The organism is Pseudomonas sp. CFBP 5748 (assembly GCF_053850495.1).
The window spans coordinates 183,423-209,345 of record NZ_JBSPTN010000005.1 but is presented as its reverse complement, the minus strand read 5'-3'; the positions used below and the strand labels follow the sequence as shown (position 1 = coordinate 209,345).

Genomic DNA, 25,923 nt, shown 5'->3' with positions numbered 1-25,923 from the left:
GCTCAGTTCATCAGGTAGGCGAGTTTGTGGGTCAACCGCTCGATGGAGTCTTCCGTGAACAACAGCAATAGGTCGAAACGAATATCGTGCCCTTCCAGGCTGTAGCTGATTTCCACCGCCAGGGTCTTTTTCCAGCGCGTGCGGTTGACCCGGATCAGCTCATCAATGGCCGCGTGCTGGCCGAGGATCTGTGGGTGGCCTTGAGAGAATCCTACGTCGATCTGTTCGGCAATGCTGGTCAGGCACGCACCGATCAGTACGCTGGAGAGGTCCAGCAACATTTCCAGGTCCGAATAGTCGCTGCTCTGACGTTGCATCAATTGCGCGATGTCGCTGATTTCCGAGTCGTGAAACATCAGCAGGGCTTCGCCAGCGATGCCGCTGCCAATAAAGCCCTGGCAGATAGCCGTGAGTTGCTGTGAGCTGCTGGCATCGTTCAGCGCCATGTGCAACTCGCCGACTTCGAGGATGTTCACATTGGGGACGGGCAACTGCACAAAAACGCCCAATACCTTGGCGATCAGGGCGGCTGCCTGGCCGATGGCTACGTTGACCGTTTCGCGGAATACATCGTTGAAGCTGATGGTTGTGTTCGATACTGGACGATGCTGTAGCGGTGCCTGGCCGGGTTTCGCCAAGAGTCCCAAGCGACTCAGGGTCTGGCGCAGTTCATTTTCGTCGAAAGGCTTTTTCAGGAACGCCAGCGCACCCAGCTCATGCACGCGGCGCACCGCTTCCTCCTGGACGTCACCGGAGATCACGATGACTTGCGCCTGCAACCCTTCGGCGCGCAACGCGCTCAACACCTGGTAACCGTCCATCTCCGGCATGGTCAGGTCGAGCAACACCACTTGGCCCAGGCCCTGGCGTATCGCGTCCATGGCCTGGCGACCATTGACGGCCTCGGTGACCGAAACCGGCCAGTCCGCGGGCAGCGCGCGTAACACCTGTTTACGGGCCATGTTGGAGTCGTCACACACCACTAGGGGAATCACTGACACAGAAGGCTCTCATAGGTGGATGGATATCAGGGAAACACTTAGATGCATCATGCCATAGGGTAGCAAAGAGCACCTAATGCATAGGGTTTATCGAGGGATCCATCCAGAATGGCGAGGCCGGTTGGGCGCTTACACCATGTGCCCAGCCCCGTAATACTTGTCCCAAAGCTTGTTCCGAAACCGGTTGTCCGGATCGAATTGCGCCTTGAGTGCGAACAGGCGTTGCGCGTGGGGGTAGGCGCGGGCGAATTGTGCCCGGGTGGCATGCAACTGGTAGGGCAGATAATAGGTTCCGCCGAACGACAGTGCGGCGTCGATGAGTTCGCGCGTCCACGTGCCGACTTTCTCGCGGTCGGCCGCGCTGACGTGTTGCCAATAATAGAGTACGAACGAGAACACCTCTTCACGGGCCCAGGACAGGCACGAATCAGGCGCGGCTGGTGCGTGCCGGATGGAGATGTTCACGGCGTTCACGTTGTGCGTCCGCAGGATGCCCGCCATGTGTTCGACAAACCCGTTGAGCTGGGCGACCGGCACAAAATATTCCTGCAGCGCGTAGGTGCTGTCCTGTGTCGCGAGAGGCCCGAGCGAGGCAACGTCCCGGCTGGCTTCGTAATTGCGCCGTACAACCGGTTGGCTGAGGTAGCGCAACGGGTCGATTACATCCTTGCGAATCAATGGACCACCGGGAAGCCTCGTCACACCCCACATGAGGGTCCGATCGAATGTGTAGGATTGCCCCGGAGCGACCAGCCTCTGCGCCACTGTCAGCTCTTTGTCCGTCGTGCGCCAGGTGACGGCCGTCGCTTGGTCAAAGTAAGGAGGCGCCAGATCGGCGTTATGCAGGATAGCCTGTTCGTTGCCGCGGATCTGTTCATTGAAAAACCTGGTGTAATCGGCAACGGGCATGCGGTGTACCTGACGTTCCATCGAGACGTTTGGCGCGAGGTCCAACTCGACCTCAGTGATAACCCCCAGCGCTCCGTAGCTGCCGATGGCCGCGTGGAACAAGTCGGTATTGGCGGTGCGGGACGCTTCTACTACCGAGCCGTCGGCGAGCACCAATTGCAGGGCTCGGACTGAGTTACTCACCGGGCCAGCACCGACATAACGCCCATGCGCATTGACTGACAGCGCTCCGCCAACGGTGAAGTTGGCATAGCTCTGCATGATCTTTACCGAGAGGTCATGCGGATCGATCACCGACTGCAGGTCGCGCCAGCGTATCCCTGTTTGCACACGTATGACCCTGTGCTCCGGTGAGTAACGAATGACCTGATTGAACTGACGCATATCGAGGTGCAGGCTGTCTTCGGCGGCAATCTGTCCGCCCATGCTATAGCGGGCGCCCCCGATACTGATTGGGCCTGACCACAGAGTGAGGGCCTGGCGGATTTCGTTCGTGGTACGTGGGGCGAGCACGCGGCTCACCCAAATCGGGTTGAGTAGCGTCACATCGTTAACCAGGACGCCTGAAGAGGCGGCCCATGCCGACCAGGGCGACAGCACACCGATGGCCATCCCAGCCATGCCGGCCTGGAGTAGATTGCGCCGTGTGAAAGAGAGCGAAGGCATGGGCGGGGCGTGCGGTCGTGTGTTGTCGATCATGCTGCGTTATCCATGGGTGAATCGTTGAGCGTTGCGCTGAGCCTGCAAACGTCCGTGGTGGAAGCGCTCCAAAAATGCGCCAAAAAGTTTGTCCAGTGACACATCAGGATTCGCCCCTGTAGGCCGCTTGCCATCAATGCTACAGTCCCGCGCTTTCAGGGGGGAGGGGACGTCATGCGGATCGTAGTAACGGCTTTGGTAATGACACTGCTCGGAGGATGCGCAACGGCCAACGAAACCTTTGGCAATGGACAACTCTGCGGCCTTCATCCCTACTGCGGCGCTGCTACCGATATCGAGGTGATCAAGGCCACGACCGCGGAAAGCGCTGGAGCCCTGCGGGTATTGGCACCGCTTGCAATAATCGACCTCCCTTTCAGTATTGTCGCCGATACGTTGATCCTGCCTTATACGATTTTTCATATGAAGCCTGCCGAGGAGTAGCTGTACCCCGGTCCCCCCAACATCACTCAGCATGCACTTTACGAGCACCGGCGCGAAGACAGGTGGCATCGGTGTTTTCGCGTACAGCTTTGCGTTGCGGGGGGTTACGTCTGGGGCAGGGCTTCTTCGACAAGCTCGATCCAGTGGCGCACGGGTGTGCGTGCGGCACCGTCGAGGTGGGTCTGGCAGCCGATGTTGGCCGTTACGATCACTTGCGGATTACCGCTCTCCAAGGCATTGAGTTTGTTATCGCGCAACTGCCGGGACAGCTCGGGTTGGGTCAGCGAATACGTGCCTGCCGAGCCGCAACACAGGTGACTGTCGGGCACCGCCGTGAGGCTGAAACCCAGGCGCTCGAGCACTCCCTCGACGGCGCCACCGAGTTTCTGGGCATGCTGCAGGGTGCAGGGGCAATGGAAGGCCAGGCGCCGATCACCGCGCATGCCGAGGGCTTCCAAGGGTTCGGCGCCTAGTACTTGCACCAGGTCGCTGGCCAAGGCGCTGACGCGTTCGGCCTTGGCCGCGTAGGCCGGGTCATCCTTGAGCAACTGACCATATTCGCGCACGAAGGCGCCGCAACCGCTGGCCGTCTGGACAATGGCTTCGGCCCCGGTCTCGATGGCCGGCCACCAGGCGTCGATGTTGCCCCTGGCCCGCTCAAGGCCTTTTTCCTGGGCATTGAGGTGGTAGTCGATTGCCCCGCAACAACCGGCCTCGCGGGCCGATACCACCGAAATGCCCAGGCGATCCAGGACGCGAGCAGCAGCGGCGTTGGTGTTGGGCGCCAGGGTTGGTTGCACACAACCTTCGAGCATCAGTACATGGCGCGGATGCCGCACTGGCGGGCGTGGCTTGGCCGGAGGGTGCTGGCGCGGCAGCTTGGTTTGCAGGGCGTGGGGCAGCAGCGGACGGAAAACCTTCGCGGCCTGGATCAACGCTTGGAAGAGTGCAGGCCGTGGCAGTACCGCCCGCAGGGCCTGGCGAAACGCGCGCTGGGCGAGGGGACGGGGCACTTTCTGCTCAACGACAGCGCGGCCGATGTCCAGCAGGTTGTGGTACTGCACGCCGGATGGACAGGTGGTCTCGCAGCTGCGGCAGGTCAGGCAACGGTCCAGATGTAGCTGAGTCTTCGCGGTGACTGCCTGGCCTTCAAGCACCTGCTTGATCAGGTAGATGCGCCCGCGGGGGCCGTCCAGCTCATCGCCCAGCAATTGGTAGGTGGGGCAGGTGGCCGTACAGAATCCACAATGCACACATGAGCGCAGGATGCGCTCGGCCTCCTCGGCACGGGGAAGGCTTTTGGCTTGTTCGCTCAGATGGGTTTGCATGGCTCGTCCTCAGACGTCGGCGTACATACGGCCCGGATTGAAGATCCCCTGGGGGTCGAGCTGTTTCTTCAGGTTCTGGTGATAACGCAACAACGGCTCGGCCAGCGGGTGGAAAGGTGCTTCGTCGACGGCATAGAGGGTGGCGTGACCACCAACGCTGGACGCTGTATGGCGAATGATTTGCGGCAGAGCTGCGGATTTCAGCCAGCGCTGGGCGCCGCCCCAGTCCAGCAGTTGCCGACCGGGCAGGTCGAGAGGCCCGGTGTTGTTCGGCAACGAAAGCCGCCACAGCGGTTCGGGTGTGGCAAAGAACCCCAGGCGCTGCTCCCGCAGGTCAGCCCAATAACTGTTGTCGAGGGCGTCGCCACCGAAACGGTCGATGGCCGAGGCCACCGAGCCCTCACCACCTTCCAGGCGCAAGTGCAGTGCCTCGCCGTCATGACAGTCCGCGCTGATCGGGATCGGCTGCTGGCCCCATTCGGCCAGTTCAGCCAACGCCTGGCGAACATCCATTGCCAGTCGCACGCTCAGGCACTGGCGTGGCTTGGGCAGGACCTTCAAGGACACTTCCGTGAGTAGCCCCAGGCAGCCGAAGCTGCCGGTCATGAGGCGCGACAGGTCATAACCGGCGACGTTCTTCATGACTTCGCCACCAAAACGCAGCAACTTGCCCTGGCCGGTGATGACCCGAGTGCCCAGCACGTAATCCCGCACCGAGCCGGCCCAGGGGCGCCGTGGCCCGGACAGGCCCGTGGCGACCATACCGCCCAAGGTAGCCCCTGGGCCCAGGTGCGGGGGCTCGAACGGTAGAAATTGCCCGGCCTCGTTGAGCGCCGCTTCGATCTCCACCAGGGGAGTACCGGCGCGTGCGGTCAGCACCAGCTCGGTGGGGTCGTAGCTGACGATGCCGCGGTGCTGACGGGTATCGAGTACTTCAGCGCAGACCGGGCGGCCCAGCATGGCTTTGCTGTTGCCGCCCTGGATGCGCAGCGCCGTGCGTTGGTTGAGGGCATGGTTGACCTGTTCCAACAGCGCGGCGCTGGCGTCATGATCGTAGGGCATCAAAAGCGCTCCAGTTCCGGGAACGGCAGTTTGCCGAGGTGCACGTGCATCGAGCCGAACTCCGCGCAACGCTGCAGGGTCGGGATGTTCTTGCCGGGGTTGAGCAGGCCTTGCGGATCAAAGGCCTTTTTCACCGCGTGAAACACGGTCAACTCGTCGCTGTTGAACTGCGCGCACATTTGGTTGATCTTCTCGCGCCCGACGCCATGCTCCCCGGTAATGCTGCCGCCGACTTGCACGCACAGTTCCAGGATTTTGCCCCCCAGCGTCTCGGCGCGCTCCAGTTCGCCGGGCTGGTTGGCGTCGAACAGAATGAGCGGGTGCATGTTGCCGTCCCCCGCATGGAACACGTTGGCCACGCGCAAGCCATGTTCGTCCGACAGGTCGCTGATGCCTTTTAGCACCCGCGGCAACTCGCGTCGTGGGATGGTGCCGTCCATGCAGTAATAGTCAGGGGAGATGCGCCCCACGGCGGGAAACGCATTTTTGCGCCCGGCCCAGAAACGCGCCCGTTCGGCCTCGTCGCAGGCCACCCGCACATGCACGGCGCCAGCAGCCTTCAAGACCGCCTCGACCCGTTGGCAATCGTCCTGCACGTCGGCCTCCACACCGTCGAGTTCGCACAACAGGATGGCGGCGGCATCGACTGGGTAGCCGGCGTGGATAAAGTCTTCAGTGGCCCGAATCGACAGATTGTCCATCATCTCCAACCCACCGGGGATGATCCCGGCGGCAATGATGTCGCCGACGGCGCGCCCGGCCTTTTCCACCGAATCGAAACTGGCGAGCAGCACGCGCGCCACTTGGGGCTTGGGCAGCAACTTGACCGTCACTTCGGTGATGATGCCAAGCATCCCTTCCGAGCCCGTGAACAGGGCGAGTAAATCAAATCCTGGCGCGTCCAGGGCGTCGCTGCCCAGGGTCATGCTTTCGCCCTCGACGGTGAGGATGTCGACCTTGAGCAGATTGTGCACGGTCAGGCCGTACTTCAGGCAATGCACGCCGCCGGCGTTTTCCGCGACGTTGCCACCGATGGAGCAGGCGATCTGGGAAGACGGATCGGGTGCGTAGTACAAGCCATGTGGCGCGGCCGCCTGGGAGATCGCCAGGTTGCGCACCCCGGGCTGGACTCGCGCATAGCGGCCTTGGGGATTGATTTCAAGGATGCGGTTGAAGCGTGCCATCACCAACAGGACTCCCTGTTCCAGCGGCAAGGCGCCCCCCGACAACCCGGTACCGGCGCCCCGGGCCACCACCGGTACCTGACGGGCATGGCAGATGCGCAGCAGCGCTTGTACCTGCTCGATGCGCTCGGGCAGGACGACCAGCAACGGCATGACGCGGTAGGCCGAAAGCCCGTCGCACTCATACGGCCTCAGGTCCTCCGCGCTGTGCAGCAGCGCCAGGTCGGGCAGGGCCTCACGCAGTTCTGAAATCAGCGCGGACTTGTCGACCCGAGGTAATACGCCATCGACGCGCTCATCGTAGAGAATGTTCATAGGCTTCTATTGTTCTTCATGCCAGGCGGAAGGGCATTTGACAGTGTAGCGCTCGATGATTGAGCCAAGCACATTCATCCGGTCCTGCCAGTCGGGAAAGTATCGCGACGGCCCACTGAACGTCTGCGCCCGCGTGGCCTCTGAACCTAAAGCAGGGCGGCGACCTCGCGCCGCCCGTTGACACCAGGAGGAAAGGCTCACATGAACATTCTAATGGTCCTTACATCCCACGATCAGTTGGGCGATACCGGCAAGAAAACAGGGTTTTGGCTGGAAGAGTTCGTCGCTCCCTATTACGTGTTTGTCGACGCCAAGGCGACAGTCACGCTTGCCTCTCCCAAGGGTGGACAGCCGCCGCTAGACCCCAAAAGTGATGAAGAGGACGCCCAGACTGAGGCTACCCACCGTTTTCGTACCGATACGATCGCCCAAGCGGCCCTGGCCAACACGGTGCCGCTGGGCGAGATTGACCCTTATGACTTCGATGCCGTGTTCTACCCCGGCGGTCATGGGCCGCTCTGGGACCTGGCCGAGGACACGGATTCGAAGACCCTCCTCGAAGCCTTTTATGCCGCGAATAAGCCCGTGGCCGCGGTTTGCCACGCCCCTGGCGTGTTCAAGAACGTTCAAGCCCCGGATGGCCAGCCGGTGGTGAAAGGCAAAAAAGTCACCGGTTTCACCAACTCTGAGGAAGACGCCGTGGGACTGACGCAAGTGGTGCCGTTTCTGGTGGAGGACATGCTCAAAGCCAAAGGCGGCGAGTATTCCAAGGCCGCGGACTGGGCCAGCTATGTGGTCGAGGACGGGCATTTGATCACCGGTCAGAATCCGGCTTCATCCGAAGCCACCGCCAAAGCGTTGCTCAAGCGGCTGGCGCAGGAACAGACGGCCTGAGCCGTCGCAGGAGGCGGCCCGGTTTGGGCCGCCTATGAGCGCAATATCCTCCCCGATCCATGTCGGCGGCCACCGCACCACTGGCGATAACTTATGCGCCAGGCTTGGCCGGTGGTTGCCCCTGCATGTAGTTTTGATGCCGCATCATCTGGTCCATCATCATCTGTTGCATGCCGGTGAATCTATCCATCATGTACTGGCGTTGACTTCTTTGCTCCGGGGGCAGCTTGGAGTAGTCCTGCCAGCCCATCATATGACCACCGCCCATCATCTTTCCTTTGCCCATCATGCCGGGGCCTCGGCAGCATCCCATCATTCCCGGCCCCCCCATCCCATTCATCATGGCCATGCCACTTTGCATCGTATTCCAATGTTCCTGAAGGAGCTTCTGCCGCTCCTGGGGATCCTGGGTCTGCTGGATTTTCTCCATCTGCTCCTGCATTTTCTGGAAGGTCTCTTGCGCCTGGGCCATCTGCGTATCGAACTCTGCAACATTGGGGGTTTGTTGCTGCGTCGACGGCACTTCAGATTGCTCGGCTGCTGACGTCCATAGGGGGGAAAGCGATGCAAGAAGGAAAAGCATGGCCAGTCGGGTATTTTTCATGTCGAGCTACCTATGTGGGGGAGGAGCCGAACCAAAATCACAGGTTTCACACGATTGTGGAGAGTGGAGTCAGCCGCATTCGCCGGAACTCATGGACTTCAGCATGACAGTCGCTTACTAACGCCCCCAAATGATGAGTAGATATCCCCGGGACAACCTTGATTTATGTCATCTTCGAAGGTGGCCGCCGGTTTTGTGCCCTGAAGGGCTCAAGCACTGGCATGGGTCAGCCCGGTCAAGGTGTCGGCGATGGTCTTGGTGCGTTGCGCTGTGCCTTCAGTGGTGCGGCTGGAGTCCTCCAGGACATCGAGCATTTCGCGCAGTGCGCCCACGGCCACGGACTGATCTTCGATCTGTTGAGCGACGCCTTGGATCTCCTTTGACAGCAGGTCGATATCCACGCCGATTTCAGCCGCATTCTTGCGGGTGATTTCCGCCAGCTTACGCACCTCGTCAGCCACCACGGCGAAACCTCTGCCCATTTCACCCGCCCGGGCGGCTTCGATGGCGGCGTTGAGCGCCAACAGGTTGGTCTGCCCGGCGATTTGCTGAATCACCTGCACGATCGACTGGATACGCAGGCTTGAGCTGGCGAGCGCACGCGCGCCGACCACCGCTTCACCGGCTTGCGTGGCCAGTTGTTCCACGGTTGTGCCCGCCTGCTCGGCAACGCTATTTTGCCGATCTATCGTGCCCGTCAGGTCATCCATCGACAGGTGCAGCTCACCGGAGTAATGCTTGATTTGCGTGGCCATCTCCTCTTGCTGCTGGCTGGCCTGTGCCAATACCTGGCCCAGGTCCGTCAGGCCGTTGAACACCGGCAGGATCGTGTTATCCAGGCCGCGGGTGTCCAAGGCGCTGTTGAAGTCATTCATCTTGAACGCCATGATCTGCTTGACCACTACATGGTTCAGGCCGGCCAGTTTCTTGATCTGACGACGCAGGAAGAAGGCCTTGAACTCGCCATAGTGGGCGATGAAGTGGTCGACGTATTCATCGGCAAAACGGGCGCCCTTGGTGATTCGAAAGAAGAAAATCGCCGTGAGCGTCTGGTTCAGGTTCAGGCCCAGGATTTCACCAAAAGTCGAGAAACCGGCCAAAGGCACGTCGCCGAAAATACCGGCCATGCTGCCCAGGTCACTGCCGTTGTTGAGCCGGCGCAGGATGCAGTCGTTGAGAATGGCCGCTACCGGCCGACCACCTTTACCTCTGAGGAATTTCTCGTAGTCGATGCGGGTCGCTTCGCGAAGAGGCGTGCGCTTGACCATCACCAGCTCTTCGCCGGGCGCAACGTCGCAGAACAACTGGATGATTTGTTGTTGATAGTCGATGCGAGCAATGGAGCGCACGAACAGTTCTTCACCCACCCGGATGGCGAATGAGTAGTCGGCCAGCTTCTTTTCCAGCGTTTGGGCCGTGCACTCGAATGCGTCGCACAGGGCCTGCACCATGCTCTTGATATTGCCGCGGCTGTCGATGACCTGGTCGATGGTGCGGTCTTCCACCGACGCGGTCAGCACGTTGAGGCTTAATCCGGCGGGTTGGAAGTTCTGGCTTTTGAATACCCCGAAGCGCACATCCGCCGCGGTTTTCAGAAAAACAATTTGCGCATGGTTCTGGTAACTGCGCTGGCCATCGCTGATCAGGGTTTTCTTGAAATCCGTCTTGCCCCCGGCAGAGCCGCCGACGAACAGGCAAGGGAAGCGCCCGGACTCGTAGAGCGCCTCCATAAAGAACGACTCGGACGCCGAAAGACCATCGAACACCACGTAGGCCAAGGTGTCGCGGTGGTCAATGGGCGTGCTCACCTGCGCCTGCTTGATATTGTTCACCAGTTTGGCGATTCGCTCGCGCATGGCCAGACGTTTGCCCCCGCTGCGAATGTCTTCACACTCCAGCGGCACCATCACCACCTCGGCCGAAGCAATCACACTGGAATCAAACAGTTGCAGCACCACCCGGTCCCACGTCTCGCCGGTCTGGCAGTACAGCGTGCTCGCGCCGTTGCACAGCTCTCCCGACGTCGTGCACAGGCTGATTGCACTGTGGCCAAAGCGCTTTTTGATTTTGGCGGCGATCTGGTCGATGTCCAGGTGAGGAGAGACAAAGCCGGTGACCAACACCGGGTCTACGCGCACGCTGGCCAGCGCCTGGTCAAGCTCACTGGCGGTGCAGACCACGCTGACAGCACCTTGTGCGTGGGCGCGGGCCTTTTTGAAGAGATTCAGTAGGTTCATGGCTGGACTCGTTTGAGTGCGACGTGATGCATACGCGGCATACGCGCGGGGCCTTCCTCTGTCCTCTTATGCGAAAGCGAGCTTGTTAGAGTTGGTTACGCAGAGGCGCCCGGCGGCGCTCAGGCTATATACAGGGACCACCAGCGGTGGATGACCCCTGTGTATTGCCCAGTCTCAAACTATCTATTTGCTTTCCCGCTCCACATTGTCTTTTCGTTGGCTTTTACTGCGTCTATCGATCAACGACTTTCGTACACATCTGCGCAGAAACACAGCAAAGCTGCCCGGCGTCCCCTCCACACCGTTTGCGAAGGTCCTTCTTCGCCATGTAAATCGGACGATTGGCTGCGGGTGCAAAACGGCACAGCCGCTCGACCGATCGATCAGCCGTTCAATAGGGTCATCGTCTGAGCGGCGTATCTATCGCCCGCTACCACACCTTCGGCGCCGAAAATGTCATCCAGATGAACCCGTTCGTCGGCGCTCAATGTAACGGCCGTGGCCGCGACATTGCTCTCCAGATATTTGCGCTGTTTGGTGCCCGGGATCGGGATGACATGGTTGCCCTGGGCCAATACCCACGCCAGGGCCAGTTGCGAAGCGCTGATGCCCTTATCTGCGGCCAATGCTTTGACCCGTTCCACCAGTATCAGGTTGCGAGTGAAGTTGTCGGCCTGGAAGCGTGGGTTGAAACGGCGATAATCATCGGCGGCAAAATCGTCCGGACTCTTCAGTTCACCCGTCAGAAACCCGCGACCCAGGGGGCTGTAGGCGACGAAGGCAATGCCCAGGCGTCGACAGGTATCGAGCACACTGTTGTGTTCAGGGTCACGGGACCACAACGAGTATTCGCTCTGGACCGCTGCCAGTGGATGAATCGCATGGGCGCGTTGGATGGTCTCGGCGCTGGCTTCTGAGATGCCAATGTGGCGGACCTTGCCCGCCTTGACCAGCTCGGCCATGGCCCCGATGGTCTCTTCGATGGGGACGAGGGGGTCAACGCGGTGCTGGTAGTAGAGGTCGAGGTAGTCGGTCTTGAGGCGTTTGAGGCTACCCTCGACCGATTGCCTGACGTATTCAGGGCGGCCATTGACGCCTCGGGCGTGGGGGTCGCTGCTGCGCACCAGGCCGAACTTGGTGGCCAGGTAGATGCTTTCACGCTTGCCGTGCAAGGCGCGTCCGAGCAGTTCTTCGTTGGTGTGCGGGCCATACATGTCAGCGGTGTCGAACAGGGTCACGCCCAGTTCCACGGCGCGGTGCAGCGTGGCAATGGCCTCTCGCTCATCCACCCCGGTGGTGTAGAAGTCCGACATGCCCATGCAGCCCAGGCCGATGGCTGAAACGTGGGGGCCGTGATGGCCGAGTTGGCGGGTCATCATGATGATTGCTCCTGGCGGTGAATGACTCGTTCAGTCTCCAGCAAGCTGTTTTCTGGATAAACCCGTGATTTTTGGTTTAACTATTCGCACTATCTAAATAGTGAGCCCGAGAATGGATCGATTACAGGCCATGCAGGTGTTCAGGCGCATCGTCGAGCTGGGCGGTTTTGGCAAGGCGGCCGATGACCTTGGACTGCCCCGGGCGAGCGTCAGCCTGTTGATACAGCAGCTGGAAACCCATCTGGGCGTGCAACTGCTGCAGCGCACCACACGGCAGGTGCGCGCGACACTCGATGGTGAGGCCTATTACCAGCGCTGCGGCCAACTGCTCGACGACCTCGATGACCTCGAGAGCGCGTTGTCGGTGCAGCGCAGCCAACCGCGCGGCACCTTGAGGGTGGACATGCCCATCGCCTTCGGCTGCACCTGGATCCTGCCGCATCTGCCGGATTTCTATCGGCGCTACCCAGGGTTGCAACTGGACATCGGCTTCCACGACCGGCAGGTCCATCTGCAGCGCGAGGGCGTGGATTGTGCGATTCGGGCCGGCAACGTCGTCGACCAGGCATTGGTGGCACGGCCCATTGTGCGGCTGCAGCAACTGACCTGCGCCAGCCCCGACTACCTGGCCCGCTCGGGCACGCCCCAACGGTTGGAGGATTTGCCGGCGCATCGGGCCATCAACTTTGCCTCGGGCAATGGACGATTTTTCCCGTTTGAGTTCGAGGTGGCAGGGCAGGTGCGCGAAGTGCAATTGCCGGGCGAGCTGACCGTCAACAATGCCGACGCCTACGTAATGGCCTGTGAGGCCGGCTTGGGCTTGATTCAAGTACCGCGTTACCACGTCCAGCGGCAATTGGCCGAGGGGCGCCTGGTGCAAGTGCTGGATGAATACGCCGTGCCGTTGTGGCCGATCTCAGCGGTGTACCCACCGCATCGACAGTTATCGCCTCGGGTGCGGGTCTTTATCGACTGGGTGATCGAGTTGTTGCACGGGGTGGCGGATACGCAGCGGGAGTTGATGGTGAGGGTCTAGAGGCGCGCGACCACGTCAAGCCTGGACCCAACGCTGACGACTCCAGCTACTCAACGTATCGACCACGAACACCAGTAGCAGCATCGCCAGGATCACCGTACTGCCCTGGGCCTCCTGGAACAGGCTGAGGCTGACATAGAGCATCTGGCCCAACCCCCCGGCACCGACGAAGCCGAGCACGCTGGCCATGCGGATATTGTTTTCCCAGCGGTACAGGGTATAGGCCAGCAACTGGGGCAACAGATTGGGCAGTGTGCCGTAACAGAACGCCACGACAGCATTGCCACCCTGCAGGCGGATGGCATTGGCCGGTTCTGCCGGGGTGTTTTCCAGCGCTTCGGCGAACAGCCGGCCGAGTACGCCGGTGGTGTGCAGGGCTAACGCCAGGGTGCCGGCATTGGGGCCGAGCCCTGCGGCCAGGACCATCAGCGCGGCCCACACCAGTTCCGGAACCGCGCGCAAGGCATTGAGCACAAGGCGCGAGGCGCTCTGGAACGGCCAGCCGTAGCGCCCGGCCGCGGGCAATGCCAATAACAGGCCGAAGACCGTCGCCAGCAGCGTGCCGATGGCGGACATCGCAAGGGTTTCCACGGCGCCCTGGCCAATCGCGCGCAGGTGGCCCAGGCTCAGGTCCGGGCTGAGAAAACGCTGGGCATAAGCGCCCATCCGGGTCAGGTTGCCGCTGTCGTTGAGCTCGCCGAGGTCGATGCCCAGATAGGCGAACGAGGCGACGACCGCCGCGCCGATACCCAGGACAATGAGCGCGTTGAACAGACGATTCATGCCAGCCTCCAGCGCAGCAGGCGGCTGAGGTGATCGGCGAGCAACACCAGGACGAGGAACGTCAGCAGCAGGCTGGCCACTTCACCGCCGGCGAACATGCGCAACGACAGGTCCATTTGCTGGCCCAGGCCACCGGCACCGACGAAGCCCATTACCACCGAAGCGCGGATGGCGCACTCCCAGCGGTACACCGTGTAGGACAACAGCTCTGCCGCGACATTGGGCAGGATCCCATAGCCGAAGGCCGCGAGCCGGCTGCTGCCGGCCTGCAGCAACGCGTGGGCCGGACGCTGGTCGACTGACTCGTAGATTTCCGCGTAGACCTTGCCCAACATGCCGCTGTAGGTAATGGCAATGGCCAATACCCCGGCGGTCGGGCCGAGGCCGACGGCGCGCACGAAGAGCAGGGCCCAGACGATTTCCGGCACGCTGCGCAGGAAGATCAGTAAACCGCGTACGGGCCACCGCAACAGTTGGCCCCAATAGCCTGGAATGCCGGCATGGGAGGCCGCAGACAGCGACAGGGCACGGCTGGCCAGCAGGCTGGCGGGAACGGCCAACAGCAACGCCAGGGCCATGCCCGCCGTGGCGATCGCCAGCGTTTGCAAGGTGGCTTGCAACAGCAGCTCAATGAATTCCTCGCCATGGGCTGGAGGCCAGAAGGCTGAGACAAAGCGGCCCATTTCGCTCTGACTGTCACTGGCCACCAACACACTGAGGTCCAACTCACTGAATCGAATGCCCGGCCACAGCAGAACCAGTGCCAGCAAACTGAGCAGCAGGCGAGGGCGGGTGGCGGGGTCTCGGGTATCGCGTGTCAGCATCGGGGAATCTGTACGCTCAAGGGCGGCGCCGGGATCGGTGTGGACTGCAATTGTTCATTGGCGTAGAGCGTGTCGAGCAGCCCACGGTCGACCGCATCGGTTGGCAAGTCGAACAGGATCTGGCCATCGCGCAGGCCAACGATCCGCGAAAAATGCGCCAGGGCCAGCTCCACCGCATGCAGGCTGGCGACCAGGGTGACGTTGTGCTCCCGGGCATGGTGGCAAAGCACCGACAGTGTGTGCTCGGCCAAGACCGGGTCCATGGCCGATACCGGCTCGTCGGCCAGCAACACCTCGGGCGCTTGATACAGCACGCGAGCGATGCCCACGCGCTGGAGCTGGCCGCCGGACAGTTGCTGGCATTGGGCGAACAGCTTGTCGCCCAGGTCCAGCCTGGCCAATGCCGCGCGAGCACCGGGAATATCCAGCGGATGCAGCAGGTTCAGCAGGCTCTTGCCAATCCCCCACTGGCCCAGCTTGCCAGCCAGAACCGCAGTGACCACGCGCTGGCGCGGCGGCAGCGGGGGCGCTTGATGGATCAGGCCGATGCGCGCGCGCAGGCGTTGACGCTGGCGCGCCGACAACTGCCAGGCTCGCACGCCGAGCACTTGCATTTCACCGCTGCCCGGGCGCAGGGCGGTGCCCAACACGTTGAGCAGGCTCGACTTGCCCGCACCGGACGGGCCGATGATGGCGACCTGTTCGTTGGCGCCGATGTGCAGGTCCACGTCACGCAGTGCCTGGACACCGTTGCCGTGGACCAGGCTGACCTGGGTCAGGTGCAACGTCATTTGAGCAGTTCGGCGGCGCGTGCGGCTTCCTCGATGCCCTTGTAGTTCTCAGGCTTGGTTTCGATGAAGCGGCTGGCGGCCTGCAGGTCGAGGATTTCCTTGTCTTTCGGGTTCGCCGGATCGAGTGCCAGGAAGGCGGCTTTTATCTTGGCGGCCAGGGCGGGATCGAGGGTGCCGCGCACCGTCCAGTTGTAGTCGAAGTAGGCCGGTGTGGTAGCAAACACCTTGACCTTGGTGGTGTCGACCTTGCCGGCGGCGACCAGTTTTTCCCAGACACTGGCATTCAGCACCCCGGCATCGACCTTACCGGCCTGGACCCAGGCGACGGTGGCGTCATGGGCGCCCGAGTAGCCGACGCGGCTGAAGTAGGTTTCCGGCTTGATGCCGTCCTGTAGCATGAAATAACGCGGCATCAAACTGCCGGAAGTCGACGACACCGAGCCGAATGCGAAGGTCTTGCCCTTGAGGTTGGCCAGGGACTTGACGGCGGGGTCGGCGGTGATGAATTTGCTGGTGAATTGGGCGTCCTGCTCGCGCTGTACCAACGGAATGGCATTCCCGGTTTTCAGGCGGGCTTGTACGAACGTGAAGCCACCCAGCCAGGCCATGTCGATCCGGTCGGTGGCCAGTGCCTCGACCACGGCCGGGTAGTCGCTCACGGGCACGAACTCGACTTTCATGCCGGTTTGCTGTTCCAGGTAAGCGCCAAGTGGCTTGAACTTGCGCAGCAGCTCGGTAGGGGCTTCATCGGGAATCGCGCTGACCTTGAGTGTGTCGGCGGCCTGCGTCAGCAGGGTGCAAAAAGACAGGGTCAAGCCTGCAGCCAGTGCCAGGGAACGCTTGAACATGGAAGATCTCCGGTACATTAACGCAAGAATGTTTAAGCGCTAGCCACAGGTTGTTAAAGGCACGGCGCTTTGTGAGGGTAGACGAGCGGGAGCCCGATGACCGTTTTTTGGCTGCCCCGGTGGATCGCTGTTGGCAGCATTGCCGGGATCCTACAAGCTCAAACTGGCGATGCAAGCAGTTCTTGATCTAAATATCGCGCCGGACCAGGCTTGATTGAAATCACCTGCACTCATTGTCGCAGTCAGCAGAAGCAAGCTGAGCCTGGCATGATCGACGATCCGATGAACGATGACGCAAGAGCCTGATTCGATCCATGAGCGATGACTCCTACACACTGTTCACGCGCTTCAAGACCCCCGACCCTGCAATTGCTCCACGGGAACAGGTGCCGATGCTCGCCCAGGAGCTGGCCTGGGCGCATGAGCACGCTGCCATGCACCGCTTCAGCTGGATCGCGGTGCTCGTGCCGCCGTTGTGCTTTGGCCCTGTGCTGCCGGGCATCGCGTTTTTACTCGGCCTGTGGCTGTATCGAGCGCTAGTCGCCCCAGGTCTGGACGTTGACCGGATCGTCGATGACTCCCTTGGCTGGCTTGCGCTGGCGACGTTGCTGTTCATGGCCGGTTGGGCGCTGCACAACTTTTTGCGCGATACCCGCGACCCGACCAGACGCTACTGGCAGTCGATGCCGGACCAAGGACTGGTCGAGCTTGAGCGCCATACCCTGGTCTCTGGCATCAGCCTGTGGTCTTGTGACTATGACCCGGATTGCAACGCCCTCATGCAGTGGACCAATGGCAAACTTGAGCGTATGCAAGACTCCGGTGTGTCGCAATGGGTCCTGGCCAAGACCGCTGCGGGCCACTGGCTCGCGCTCAAGGAGGGATATCCGGGCAGTTTCACCTACGAGCGGGTCGGGCGAATGCCTGCGCTGGACAAACAGATGCAACCCCGCCAACAACTGGCGTTTGCCTTTGCCCCCGGTACCAACCTACCTCTGGGGCGGCGTTTCGACGGGGCGCCAATGCCGTTGACGCAGACGCCGTATTGGATGTCCGCCGATGAACTCAAGCGCCTTGTAGAGATTGCCCATCACTGGACCTTTTTCCCGCCGAACCGTTTTGCCGTGGTCAATGACCAGGATGCCAGGTGGGTGCAATGGCTGGTGGACAGGGCCCAAGCCAGCGTCGGCCCCCGGCCGGAGCGATGCATTCCGACGGTGGTTTAATCTACCCGGAAACAGTGAACGCTCAAGCACTTGCGTCGCTGCGCTCATCCATAGTTATCCAGAAAAACCGTGAGTATGTCTGTGGATAACCGCGTCGCGGCCAGGCGGTTGGAGCGTTTCAACAGACGATCAAAAAATAAACAGGTAGAGGGTTGTTAACCGGTCCTGCGTAAGCCAGCTGCTCACCTAGTCCCTCGAACTTCTACGCAACTGCCCCGGGCTGACGCCAAGGCGCTGCCTGAAGACAGTCGCCATGTGCGCCTGGGAGTTAAAGCCGCAGGTGTGGGCGATCTGCGCCAACCCGGCTGTTGAATCACGCATCAGGGCGCGGGCCTTGGCCAGGCGTCGGTCGATCAGGTAGCTATGGGGGCTTTTGCCCGTCGCATGCTTGAAGGCGCGCATGAAATAGCCTTCGGACAATCCGAGCAATCCCGCCATGGCCGGTACACTCAGTGGGCCGTCGAGGCCAGCGTCGATGAACTCATCGAGCAGACGCATGCGGTTGCCGGTGATAGACCCTGGGGGCGGGGTCGACAACGCCAGGTTATCCATCGTCCGTTCAGCCAGCCCGAGTGCCCAGGCCTCCCAATCGTCCTCGATGGAGGCCCGCAACAGTGCCCCGCGCATTCGTCGGGCGAGGGCGATGGCCTGTTGATCAATGCGATTGTTGAAGGCCCGATCGCCTACCAATGGAAAACCGTCTGTACGCATGACCCGCAGGTATTCACCGCCCCCCGGTGATTCGGAGAACACGTCACACTCGGCCGGGACGAACGCCAGGCCATTGGGCATGGCCTCGAAGGGCTGCACGCGGTCGCTGCCAATGGCATGCACGCCTCGCTGGCTGTCAAAGGCAAAGCCAATCGCCGCCTGGGTCGCGACATAACGGGCCGCGTAGGCGCAGCCGGGTAACAATTCGATCGCCCATGGGCCAGCCTCGATACGACGGACCGGTTCGGATGGACGCGATGGCGGCAGGCGGTTTCGATAGCTCATGAACACCATAGTAGAGAAGAGCGAGCACAAAAGTCAGGTCAGTTTTCTGAAAGCCGCCGTCTGGCGCCCACGCCTAGACTGGGCAAAACCTGGAGGTCACTCATGCACACACTGACTCGCGACGATCTTGAACAAGCTGCGCATCATGTCTATCAAGTCATGCCGGCAACCGCCCAATACGCCTGGCCGTTGCTGGCTGAACGGCTGGGTTGCACGGTGTGGGTCAAGCACGAAAACCACACCCCGACCGGTGCTTTCAAGGTGCGCGGTGGTATCACCTTTATGCACTGGCTCAAACGCACCCACCCGGACGTGAAAGGCGTGGTCACCGCCACCCGTGGCAACCATGGCCAGAGCCTGGCGCTGTCGGCAACGGCGCAGGGTTTGCGGGCGTTGATCGTGGTGCCGGAGGGTAATTCCGTCGAAAAGAACAACGCCATGCGCGGCTTTGGCGGCGAGGTGATTGAGTACGGCCGCGATTTCGATGAGGCCCGTGAGGAGGCTGCGCGCCTGGCGCAAGTGCATGGCCTCTACCTGGTGCCACCGTTTCATATGGAGTTGGTCAAAGGCGTGGCCACTTATGCCTTTGAATTGTTCAAGGCCGCGCCGGACCTGGACACTGTCTATGTGCCGATTGGCTGTGGCTCGGGGATTTGTGCGGTGATCGCCACCCGTGATGCCTTGGGCCTGAAAACCCAGGTAGTGGGTGTGGTGTCCACTGAGGCGATGGCGGCAAAGTTATCGTTTGAAACGGGAGACCTGTGCGAAACCGCCTCGGCCAACACCTTTGCTGACGGCCTTGCCGTGCGCAGGCCAATTGCCGAGGCCTTCGCCATCTACGGGGCCGCTGCGACACGGATCGTATCGGTCAGCGACCAGGAAATTACCGAAGCCATGCGTGTCTATTACACCGATACCCATAACCTCGCTGAAGGGGCTGGCGCGGCCGCTTTGGCAGCGCTCATGCAGGAGCGTGAAGCGATGAAGGGGAGGAAGGTGGGGGTGATTCTGTCGGGTGGGAATGTCGATAGATCGGTGTATGCGAAAGTGATTGGATGACTGAGGTGGCGCAGGCGGTTTCTTGATCTTGCCTTTGGATACTGATTTTGACCTCAAACCAATAGGCTCTCGCCTGACAGGCCCGCTTTGTAGTCTATAGTTTTCACCAGACCCGGAATCCTTTCGCGTGGCCGATCAGGAGCAATTAACTCCAGGAGCCGTTACCGCGTCAAAGGCCCGCAAGCCGTCAGCAGTGAAACGATGCAGGGAGCACATCATGCCGGTCCAACGGTCGAATATATTGGGATCGGCCTCTGATATTGCCAATGCTGCAAACTCCGTTTCCGCTACCACCCATAGCCTGTTTCGGCGCGGGTTCGACCAAGCCAAAGAAATCTACATTTTATTTCCGCTGCTAACGGTGCTCCTGTTGCTGGCCATCTGGGCGGGCACCCTGTACCTGATCAAGGTCGAACAGGTTCGCGCGCAACAGGGCGCCGCCACGGCAAGCCTGGAAATCGGCGCCACGTACGAGGCGCAAATTCTGCGGGCCGTGCGTGAAATTGATCAGACCCTCAAACTCGTCAAATACACTTACGAGTCCGAGGGGGAACAAAACCCGCTGCCAAAACTCAAGGAGCGGGCGTTATTGCCACCCCCTTTCCTGTTTGACGTCAGCGTGGTGGACGCCAGCGGTGTGGTGGTCGCCAGTACGCAGGCGAGTGAAGTGGGCATTGTCGTCGCCCAGGATGAGGCGCAAACGCGGTGGCGCGACAATACCCTGTCGATCAGTCGTCCCTGGAAAAATCCTGCGACGGGCGAGTGGACGCTGCGCTTCAGCCGGCGTCTCAATTCGGCGGGGGGCGCGTTCTCCGGGATCGCAATGGTCGAGGTCGACGCGGCGTATTTCGTCAGCAGCTACGACGCCTCGAAGCTCGGCAATCAGGGTACGCTCGGGCTGCTGGGGACCGATGGCATCTTCCGGGTACGGCGTACCGGGGAGGCAGTAATAGCCGGCGATACGGTCGATTACGCGGCGGTGGTGCCGGACACTGAAAACACTGAAGCGCTACTCTCGACCAATGGATGGGACGGGGTACGGCGCTACACCAGCGCCCGTCAACTCTACGACTATCCATTGGCAGTGATCGTCGGCTTGTCCGAGGAGGAGCAACTGGCTGCGGTGACGCGGCAGGCGCATACCTACCTGTGGCGGGCGGCGGGCGGTAGCCTGTTGCTGGTGTTGTTGGTCAGTCTGCTGAGTCGGATGAGCTGGCAACTGGTGCAAAGCCGTTTGCGGGCCGCCGAAGCCAAAGTAGCCTACGCCGAACGTGTCGAGTATCTCGCCTATCACGACGGTCTTACGTCGCTGCCTAATCGTAGTTTGTTCAGCAAGATGTTGGCTCAGAGTATCCGCGAGGCAAGCCGATATGATCGGCAGTTGGCGGTGCTCTTCCTGGACCTTGATCGTTTCAAGCAAATCAATGACACGCTTGGGCATGATGCCGGTGACCAACTGCTGCAAGCCGTTGCACTGCGCCTTCGGGCCTGTCTGCGCGCCAGTGACACCGTAGCTCGATTAGGCGGCGACGAATTCGTGATCTTGCTGCCGGAGCTGTCGGAGGACTCGTACGTGGCGGTCACCGCGCAGAAAGTCCTGTCGACCATTGCCCGGCCCTTTAACCTCCACGGTCAGGAGTTCCGTATCACCGCCAGTGTCGGCATCAGTGTTTTTCCCCGCGATGGCCTGGACGAGCAGACACTCAAGAAAAACGCCGATATCGCGATGTACCAGGCCAAGCAACAAGGCAAGAACAACTTCCAATTCTATTCCGAGAAACTGAATGCGGACTCGCTGGAACGGCTGACGCTGGAGTTGAGTTTGCGCCACGCCCTGGAGCGCGAGGAGTTCCAACTTCACTACCAGGCCAAGCGAGATGTGCGCAGCGGCCAGATCACGGGCATGGAAGCGCTGTTGCGTTGGGAACATCCCGATTTGGGGGTGGTGGCGCCCATGCAATTTATTCCGGTCGCGGAAGAGACCGGCTTAATCGTGTCGATCGGCAAGTGGGTGCTCAAGACCGCCTGCCGACAAAACGTTACCTGGCAACAACAGGGGCTGCCGCATTTGGGGATGGCCGTGAACCTGACCGCGCGGCAGTTTGCCGATGAGAACTTACTCACGGATCTCGCCGCGATACTGGCAGAAACTGGTATGGACGCCGGTCTGCTGGAACTCGAAATTGCCGAAAGCCTGCTCATGCAAGATGCCAAAAGAGCATTGAAGGTATTGATCGGGCTTAAAGACTTGAAGGTCCGGATTGCCATCGATGACTTCGGTATCGGCTATTCTTCGCTCTCGGCACTCAAGCAATTTCCCCTCGACGTCATCAAGATCGATCGTTCGTTTATTCGTGATATCTGCGATGTCTCGGAAGACAAAGCCTTGACCGAGGCCATTATTGCGATGGGTAGGACCCTCAGCCTGACCGTGGTTGCCCAAGGCGTGGAAACCAAGGAACAGGCCGACTTTCTACGGGACAATGCCTGCGACGAATTCCAGGGTTTTTACTTTAACCGGCCGGTGCCTGCCGACCAGTTCAAGGCATTGCTGCAAGCACAGACGGCTCATCCGGGGGCCGATAGGTAGAGGTCCAACGGGCTGATGAACAACGGGTACTCATTGGGGGGCAAGCGGTAGCGCCTTGACGCTGCTGTCCACATCGCGTGCGTCGATGTAGCCAATGGTTTCGGGATTCTCCGCGATACGTTTCTTGACTTCCGCGCTGCTTGAAACAGCCTGCGGAGGCTGTCCTCTGCCGGTAAAAATGATTTTCGACCAGTGCGCCTTGAGCTGGGACGCAGACTTGCCGGTGAAGGTTGAGTAAAACTCATCGCGGGTCGTTGAATCTTCGGTCTGATCAATCGGGACGGCCTGTCCGCCGTCGGGAAAACGGCTGGTTTTGCCCAGGAAGATATCCGCAACCTGATTGCGCGCCAGGGTTTTTACCGGATTGGAGGTGGCAACGACCACGACCACATCGGCCTTGATGGCAGCGCTGGCTGTGCACATGGCAAGCCCCGCTAGCGCAAATCCGATGAGCCTCACAAACCTCATGGCCTGCTCCATCAGAACACAAAATCGACAGCTAGGCTGATCACGCTGAATGACCCTCCCGGCTCAAAGTCTGGTTGGGGGTTGATCAACGGACCGACAGAGTTGCCCTTGAGACGTGTGTGGTCGTACTGCAATTTGGCGTCCATGTTCTTCGTGAAGTCCCAGCGCACGCCAAGGGAAAGTGTTTGGCGGCCTTCACCAGATCCCAGGATGGTGTTGAGGGCGCCGTTGAGGCCGACAGCAGCCTCAGCGAAGGCGGGGGGTAAAGTCGACACCGTCAAACCCGAGGCGGAGGTTTCAGATTCCGTCCTGGATCGCGCGTAAGTGATGTAGGGGGTGAATGCCTCGACCCGGTAGCCACCGCTGACATACCAGGCGCTTGTGGTGCCTAACGCGGAGCGACTATCGAGACGCCCCCACTCGCTCATGACGAACCAGTCGCCCGGATCGTAGCTGGCGCCTACCCCGAAAAAACCGACGGGTGTGTCATTGGAGTCGTAACGTTTGGCAATAGCGTTGCCTTCTGCACCGAACGCCCTGAACGTATCGAAGAGTGAATTGAATTGCTCCACGGTCAGGTCGGTTTTCATATAGGTGATGCGCGTGGTCAGGGCGCCGAACTCGGTGGTGTTGGTAATGCCCCACAGATTCCTTGCCATCGCCTTGCCGGCACCGTCGGGCTGGCGGCTGTCGTGCTGGCCGTAGTTACCCTGCACGGTATTGGTGAGTTCATCGACATGAAATCTGTAGCTGAGGTCCACGCCGTCGCTGCTGGTGATGGGAATCAGGCTGTAAACCTCCATCGGTGGACGCACCCAGGGCAGGGTGTACCCCACTTTTCGGGTGTCGGAGAGCAAGAAAACCGGCAAAACGGTGCGGCCGACACGTGCGCTGAAATCCGGCGTGAACTGATATTTGATGTTGGCCCACTCGACGAAGGGCCGATAGCTGTTGTCGTAACGCTGCTCTGAAATGACTTGTACCACGGCGGAAAGCTGGGGAGTGAACGTGGCGATCACCTGGGCACCCATCAAACTGTCGACGTCGGCGCTCCAACTGCGTGAGTGACCTGCACCGTTGGGTTTGAAGATAGTGGAGGTGAAGTCAGCTTTTCTCTCGCTGGAATGGACTATCCCCACTGTGCCGAAAGTGCTTAGCGAAAACATCGACGTGTCTGGGGCGCCGGCGTTGACGGCGCTGGCCTGCAAGGTCACCACTGCCAGCGCCAGGGTATTTAGTTTTGCCACGGGTCTGCCGCCATTCGTTCTGTTCCTTGTAACGTTGGCTGAAACTGCGTGAGGCACGAACCGAAGAGTAGCCTAGATCGCCAGCTTGAGCGTAAAGGTCGCCCCTTTTCCTGGCCCATCGCTGTGCGCCTCCAGTGAGCCTCCCATCTCCATGGCTGCCAGGACGCAGCTGTGCAAGCCAAACCCGTGGCCATCTTTGCGCGTGGTGAAGCCATGGGCAAAAATCCGCGTCAGGTTCTCTGACGCAATACCTTCACCGTTGTCGATCACCTTGATAGCCAAGGTGTTTTCTTGCTGGACTTCACTGTGAAGGGTGATCTGAGGGCTACGTTCCGGTCTGTCATCCATCGCACTGCTGGCATTTTTTATCAGGTTGACCAGGATCAGCAGTACCCGGTGTTTGTCCAGCTGCAGCAAGGGCGTTTCTGCGAAGTCTCGCACCACGGTTATCTGGCGTGCCGCGATTATTCCGGCGTTCATGCGCAGGGCGTCCTCGATCAGTTCCTTTATTTGTACGGCCTCGGCGATGCTGGAAGCGCCTGCATAGGATTGCTGCGCGGAGACGATTTCCTTGATGTGATCAACGCTTTTGCTCAGTTGCTCAAGTTCGTTGGTCATGCTTTGTTGCTCGACCGCCAGGGCCTCCACCAGTTGGTTCAGGTAACCAGGCAGAAGCTTGCCTTTCTCGTCATGGGAGATGTAATCACCCAGATCTTCGGCATGCTGGTTCATCAACTGCACCGCCTTGCCAAGCCCCAAGGCCTTGCTGTTGCGCAGCTTACGGGTGACCAGCTCTGCGGAGATATTCACGCTATTAAGCACGTTGCCGACGTTATGCAGCACGTTGGTGGCGATTTCGGCCATGCCGGCCTGGCGGGCTACCGCGGCGAGTTGAGTCTGGGTTTCGGCGGCGCGCAAGCGGCTTTGCGCCAGTTGCCAACTCATCCGGGCGAGCAGCCCCACCAACAACACCAGCACCAGGCTGCCGCCCGCCGCCCGCCAGAGGTAGGTGTGCGCTTGTCGAGTCACTGCGGCCAATTGTTCCTTCTCGGACAAACCGACAATCACCGCCAGCGGCAAATCGTAGAGTTGGCGGGCGCTGGTGTAGCGCCGTACACCGTCCCATGCATTGACCGAGAGTACCGCCTCGGTATTTTCGGTGTCTGGCACCACCGCCGCGTAATTGACCGCATCACCGGCCAATACTGCCTCTCCGGTGCGTCGTACGCGGAAGATGCCGTCAGTGCCCAGGAGTCCGAGTGCGCCCTGGTCGCCGAGCTTCGAGGCGTCGTAGCTGCTGACGAAATAGGCGGCATCGACCTCAACCCTGGCGATTCCGGAAAACGCGCCCCCCGCTGCATTCAGCCGGCGACTGAAGCGCAATCGCCATTCGCCTGTCTCAGGGCTTTTCCAAGGACGACTGATCAACAGTGAATCGTTGTTCTGCAGAGCCTGCTGCTCGTCCGGGTCGGCGTTTTTTTCACTCTCGTGCCCCCGTGTGCTCGCCACCAGCCCTCCGCGCGGATTGACGACACTGACGTCAAACACCAGGGCCGGCGGCAACAATGCGCGCTCCTTGAGTCGGGGCAGGGGATTGCGCTCACCCTCAGTCTCGTAGGTGTATTTGACCAGCTTGAGGGTCTGATCAATCTCATGAATGGCGCGCAACATTTGTGCTTCGTACGTGGCGCCGATTTCCATGCTCGCTGTCGCTGCTCCCTGCTGGGCGCGAATCTGTTCGACCTTGATCAGGTACAGGGTGGCCGTCCAGATGGCCAGTAACAGGAGCACGGCTAATAGCGGGAATAAAATGTAGGCTTCTTTAGTCTGGTCGAAGACGCGCCGAAACAGTTTATCCGTGGTAACAGAAATGGCGCCCGGGGAATTCTCGATGCCAGGGGCCGACCTCGCGGTATTCGGCTGTTGGATCAGCATGATGTGCTCCCTGCATCGTTTCAATACTGAAGGCTTGCGGATATGCGGCGCGATAATCGCTCGA

General features: G+C 60.6%; 22 protein-coding genes and 1 pseudogene. 6 read left to right on the top strand and 17 right to left on the bottom strand.

From position 1 onward, the window contains the following. Positions 1-2: 2 nt before the first annotated feature. Positions 3-1,001 carry a response regulator gene (locus tag ACWNZ1_RS13580; protein ID WP_135845897.1) on the bottom strand — a complete coding sequence of 333 codons (999 nt, stop codon included), beginning with the start codon at positions 999-1,001 and terminating at the stop codon, positions 3-5. Positions 1,002-1,130: 129 nt separating this feature from the next. Continuing rightward, a complete protein-coding gene (locus ACWNZ1_RS13575; RefSeq protein WP_265072146.1) occupies positions 1,131-2,609 on the bottom strand; it encodes an FAD-binding oxidoreductase in 1,479 nt (492 codons plus the stop codon). 174 nt (positions 2,610-2,783) lie between these two features. On the opposite strand from ACWNZ1_RS13575, the gene ACWNZ1_RS13570 reads away from it, so the two are divergent. Further along, the gene (locus tag ACWNZ1_RS13570) at positions 2,784-3,053 is read left to right on the top strand and encodes a YceK/YidQ family lipoprotein (RefSeq protein WP_256453305.1); all 270 of its coding nucleotides are present in this window, start codon (positions 2,784-2,786) and stop codon (positions 3,051-3,053) included. 104 nt (positions 3,054-3,157) lie between these two features. On the opposite strand, the gene glcF is transcribed toward ACWNZ1_RS13570, so the two are convergent. From glcF to glcD, 3 genes are read right to left on the bottom strand one after another with little or no spacing between them, the layout of a single operon-like run. Next, positions 3,158-4,381, bottom strand: coding sequence for a glycolate oxidase subunit GlcF (gene glcF, locus ACWNZ1_RS13565; RefSeq protein ID WP_280944091.1), 1,224 nt, complete (start codon positions 4,379-4,381; stop codon positions 3,158-3,160). Positions 4,382-4,390: 9 nt separating this feature from the next. After that, on the bottom strand, positions 4,391-5,443 hold the full coding sequence (glcE, locus tag ACWNZ1_RS13560) for a glycolate oxidase subunit GlcE (RefSeq protein WP_456027694.1): 1,053 nt from the start codon (positions 5,441-5,443) through the stop codon (positions 4,391-4,393). After that, positions 5,443-6,942 carry a glycolate oxidase subunit GlcD gene (glcD, locus tag ACWNZ1_RS13555; RefSeq protein ID WP_135845893.1) on the bottom strand — a complete coding sequence of 500 codons (1,500 nt, stop codon included), beginning with the start codon at positions 6,940-6,942 and terminating at the stop codon, positions 5,443-5,445. Before glcD ends, glcE begins: the two co-directional genes overlap by 1 nt. 201 nt (positions 6,943-7,143) lie before the next feature. Between glcD and ACWNZ1_RS13550 the strand changes: the two genes are divergently transcribed. After that, a complete protein-coding gene (locus ACWNZ1_RS13550; RefSeq protein WP_256453302.1) occupies positions 7,144-7,836 on the top strand; it encodes a type 1 glutamine amidotransferase domain-containing protein in 693 nt (230 codons plus the stop codon). Between the two features lie 91 nt (positions 7,837-7,927). Here ACWNZ1_RS13550 and ACWNZ1_RS13545 read toward each other — a convergent pair whose 3' ends face one another. The 4 genes and pseudogenes from ACWNZ1_RS13545 to ACWNZ1_RS13530 all read right to left on the bottom strand — a co-directional run bounded on the left by ACWNZ1_RS13545 (position 7,928) and on the right by ACWNZ1_RS13530 (position 12,056). Further along, positions 7,928-8,440: a hypothetical protein gene (locus ACWNZ1_RS13545; RefSeq protein ID WP_135845891.1), complete on the bottom strand. Its 513-nt coding sequence runs from the start codon at positions 8,438-8,440 to the stop codon at positions 7,928-7,930. A 209-nt stretch (positions 8,441-8,649) separates the two neighbouring features. Beyond that, complete coding sequence (locus ACWNZ1_RS13540; protein WP_256454416.1) at positions 8,650-9,150, bottom strand: methyl-accepting chemotaxis protein; 501 nt, start codon at positions 9,148-9,150, stop codon at positions 8,650-8,652. 372 nt (positions 9,151-9,522) lie between these two features. Beyond that, positions 9,523-10,677 (bottom strand): annotated as a pseudogene (locus ACWNZ1_RS13535) (FIST signal transduction protein); the annotation flags it as partial. A 383-nt stretch (positions 10,678-11,060) separates the two neighbouring features. After that, positions 11,061-12,056 (bottom strand): aldo/keto reductase, encoded by a 996-nt coding sequence (locus tag ACWNZ1_RS13530; protein WP_256453300.1) that lies wholly within the window; start codon positions 12,054-12,056, stop codon positions 11,061-11,063. A 112-nt stretch (positions 12,057-12,168) separates the two neighbouring features. Here ACWNZ1_RS13530 and ACWNZ1_RS13525 point away from each other — a divergent pair, with 112 nt between their 5' ends. After that, positions 12,169-13,092 (top strand): LysR family transcriptional regulator, encoded by a 924-nt coding sequence (locus ACWNZ1_RS13525; RefSeq protein WP_135845888.1) that lies wholly within the window; start codon positions 12,169-12,171, stop codon positions 13,090-13,092. Positions 13,093-13,107: 15 nt separating this feature from the next. Here the strand turns inward: ACWNZ1_RS13525 and phnE are convergent, their stop codons facing one another. The 4 genes from phnE to ACWNZ1_RS13505 are packed head-to-tail and all read right to left on the bottom strand — an operon-like array spanning position 13,108 to position 16,338. Next, positions 13,108-13,875 (bottom strand): phosphonate ABC transporter, permease protein PhnE, encoded by a 768-nt coding sequence (gene phnE / locus ACWNZ1_RS13520; protein WP_280944087.1) that lies wholly within the window; start codon positions 13,873-13,875, stop codon positions 13,108-13,110. Beyond that, positions 13,872-14,699 (bottom strand): PhnE/PtxC family ABC transporter permease, encoded by an 828-nt coding sequence (locus ACWNZ1_RS13515; RefSeq protein WP_135845886.1) that lies wholly within the window; start codon positions 14,697-14,699, stop codon positions 13,872-13,874. The genes phnE and ACWNZ1_RS13515 overlap by 4 nt, the downstream gene beginning before the upstream one ends. Next, positions 14,693-15,490, bottom strand: a complete 798-nt coding sequence (locus ACWNZ1_RS13510) for a phosphonate ABC transporter ATP-binding protein (protein WP_135845885.1) — start codon at positions 15,488-15,490, stop codon at positions 14,693-14,695. The genes ACWNZ1_RS13515 and ACWNZ1_RS13510 overlap by 7 nt, the downstream gene beginning before the upstream one ends. Beyond that, positions 15,487-16,338: a putative selenate ABC transporter substrate-binding protein gene (locus ACWNZ1_RS13505; RefSeq protein ID WP_265072143.1), complete on the bottom strand. Its 852-nt coding sequence runs from the start codon at positions 16,336-16,338 to the stop codon at positions 15,487-15,489. The genes ACWNZ1_RS13510 and ACWNZ1_RS13505 overlap by 4 nt, the downstream gene beginning before the upstream one ends. Before the next feature lie 314 nt (positions 16,339-16,652). Here ACWNZ1_RS13505 and ACWNZ1_RS13500 point away from each other — a divergent pair, with 314 nt between their 5' ends. Beyond that, a complete protein-coding gene (locus tag ACWNZ1_RS13500; RefSeq protein ID WP_280944086.1) occupies positions 16,653-17,564 on the top strand; it encodes a hypothetical protein in 912 nt (303 codons plus the stop codon). Between the two features lie 186 nt (positions 17,565-17,750). On the opposite strand, the gene ACWNZ1_RS13495 is transcribed toward ACWNZ1_RS13500, so the two are convergent. Beyond that, on the bottom strand, positions 17,751-18,569 hold the full coding sequence (locus tag ACWNZ1_RS13495; protein WP_256453297.1) for a helix-turn-helix transcriptional regulator: 819 nt from the start codon (positions 18,567-18,569) through the stop codon (positions 17,751-17,753). 93 nt (positions 18,570-18,662) lie between these two features. Between ACWNZ1_RS13495 and ACWNZ1_RS13490 the strand changes: the two genes are divergently transcribed. Both ACWNZ1_RS13490 and ACWNZ1_RS13485 read left to right on the top strand, forming a co-directional pair. Further along, complete coding sequence (locus ACWNZ1_RS13490) at positions 18,663-19,619, top strand: threonine dehydratase (protein ID WP_256453296.1); 957 nt, start codon at positions 18,663-18,665, stop codon at positions 19,617-19,619. A 217-nt stretch (positions 19,620-19,836) separates the two neighbouring features. After that, entirely contained in the window at positions 19,837-22,209 is a 2,373-nt protein-coding gene (locus ACWNZ1_RS13485) for a bifunctional diguanylate cyclase/phosphodiesterase (RefSeq protein WP_456027693.1), read from the top strand. A gap of 30 nt (positions 22,210-22,239) precedes the next feature. Here the strand turns inward: ACWNZ1_RS13485 and ACWNZ1_RS13480 are convergent, their stop codons facing one another. From ACWNZ1_RS13480 to ACWNZ1_RS13470, 3 genes are all read right to left on the bottom strand, one after another. After that, entirely contained in the window at positions 22,240-22,677 is a 438-nt protein-coding gene (locus ACWNZ1_RS13480; RefSeq protein WP_135845880.1) for a type 2 periplasmic-binding domain-containing protein, read from the bottom strand. An 11-nt stretch (positions 22,678-22,688) separates the two neighbouring features. Further along, complete coding sequence (locus ACWNZ1_RS13475; protein ID WP_256453294.1) at positions 22,689-23,924, bottom strand: hypothetical protein; 1,236 nt, start codon at positions 23,922-23,924, stop codon at positions 22,689-22,691. 72 nt (positions 23,925-23,996) lie between these two features. Beyond that, complete coding sequence (locus tag ACWNZ1_RS13470; protein ID WP_256453293.1) at positions 23,997-25,859, bottom strand: ATP-binding protein; 1,863 nt, start codon at positions 25,857-25,859, stop codon at positions 23,997-23,999. Positions 25,860-25,923: the final 64 nt, after the last annotated feature.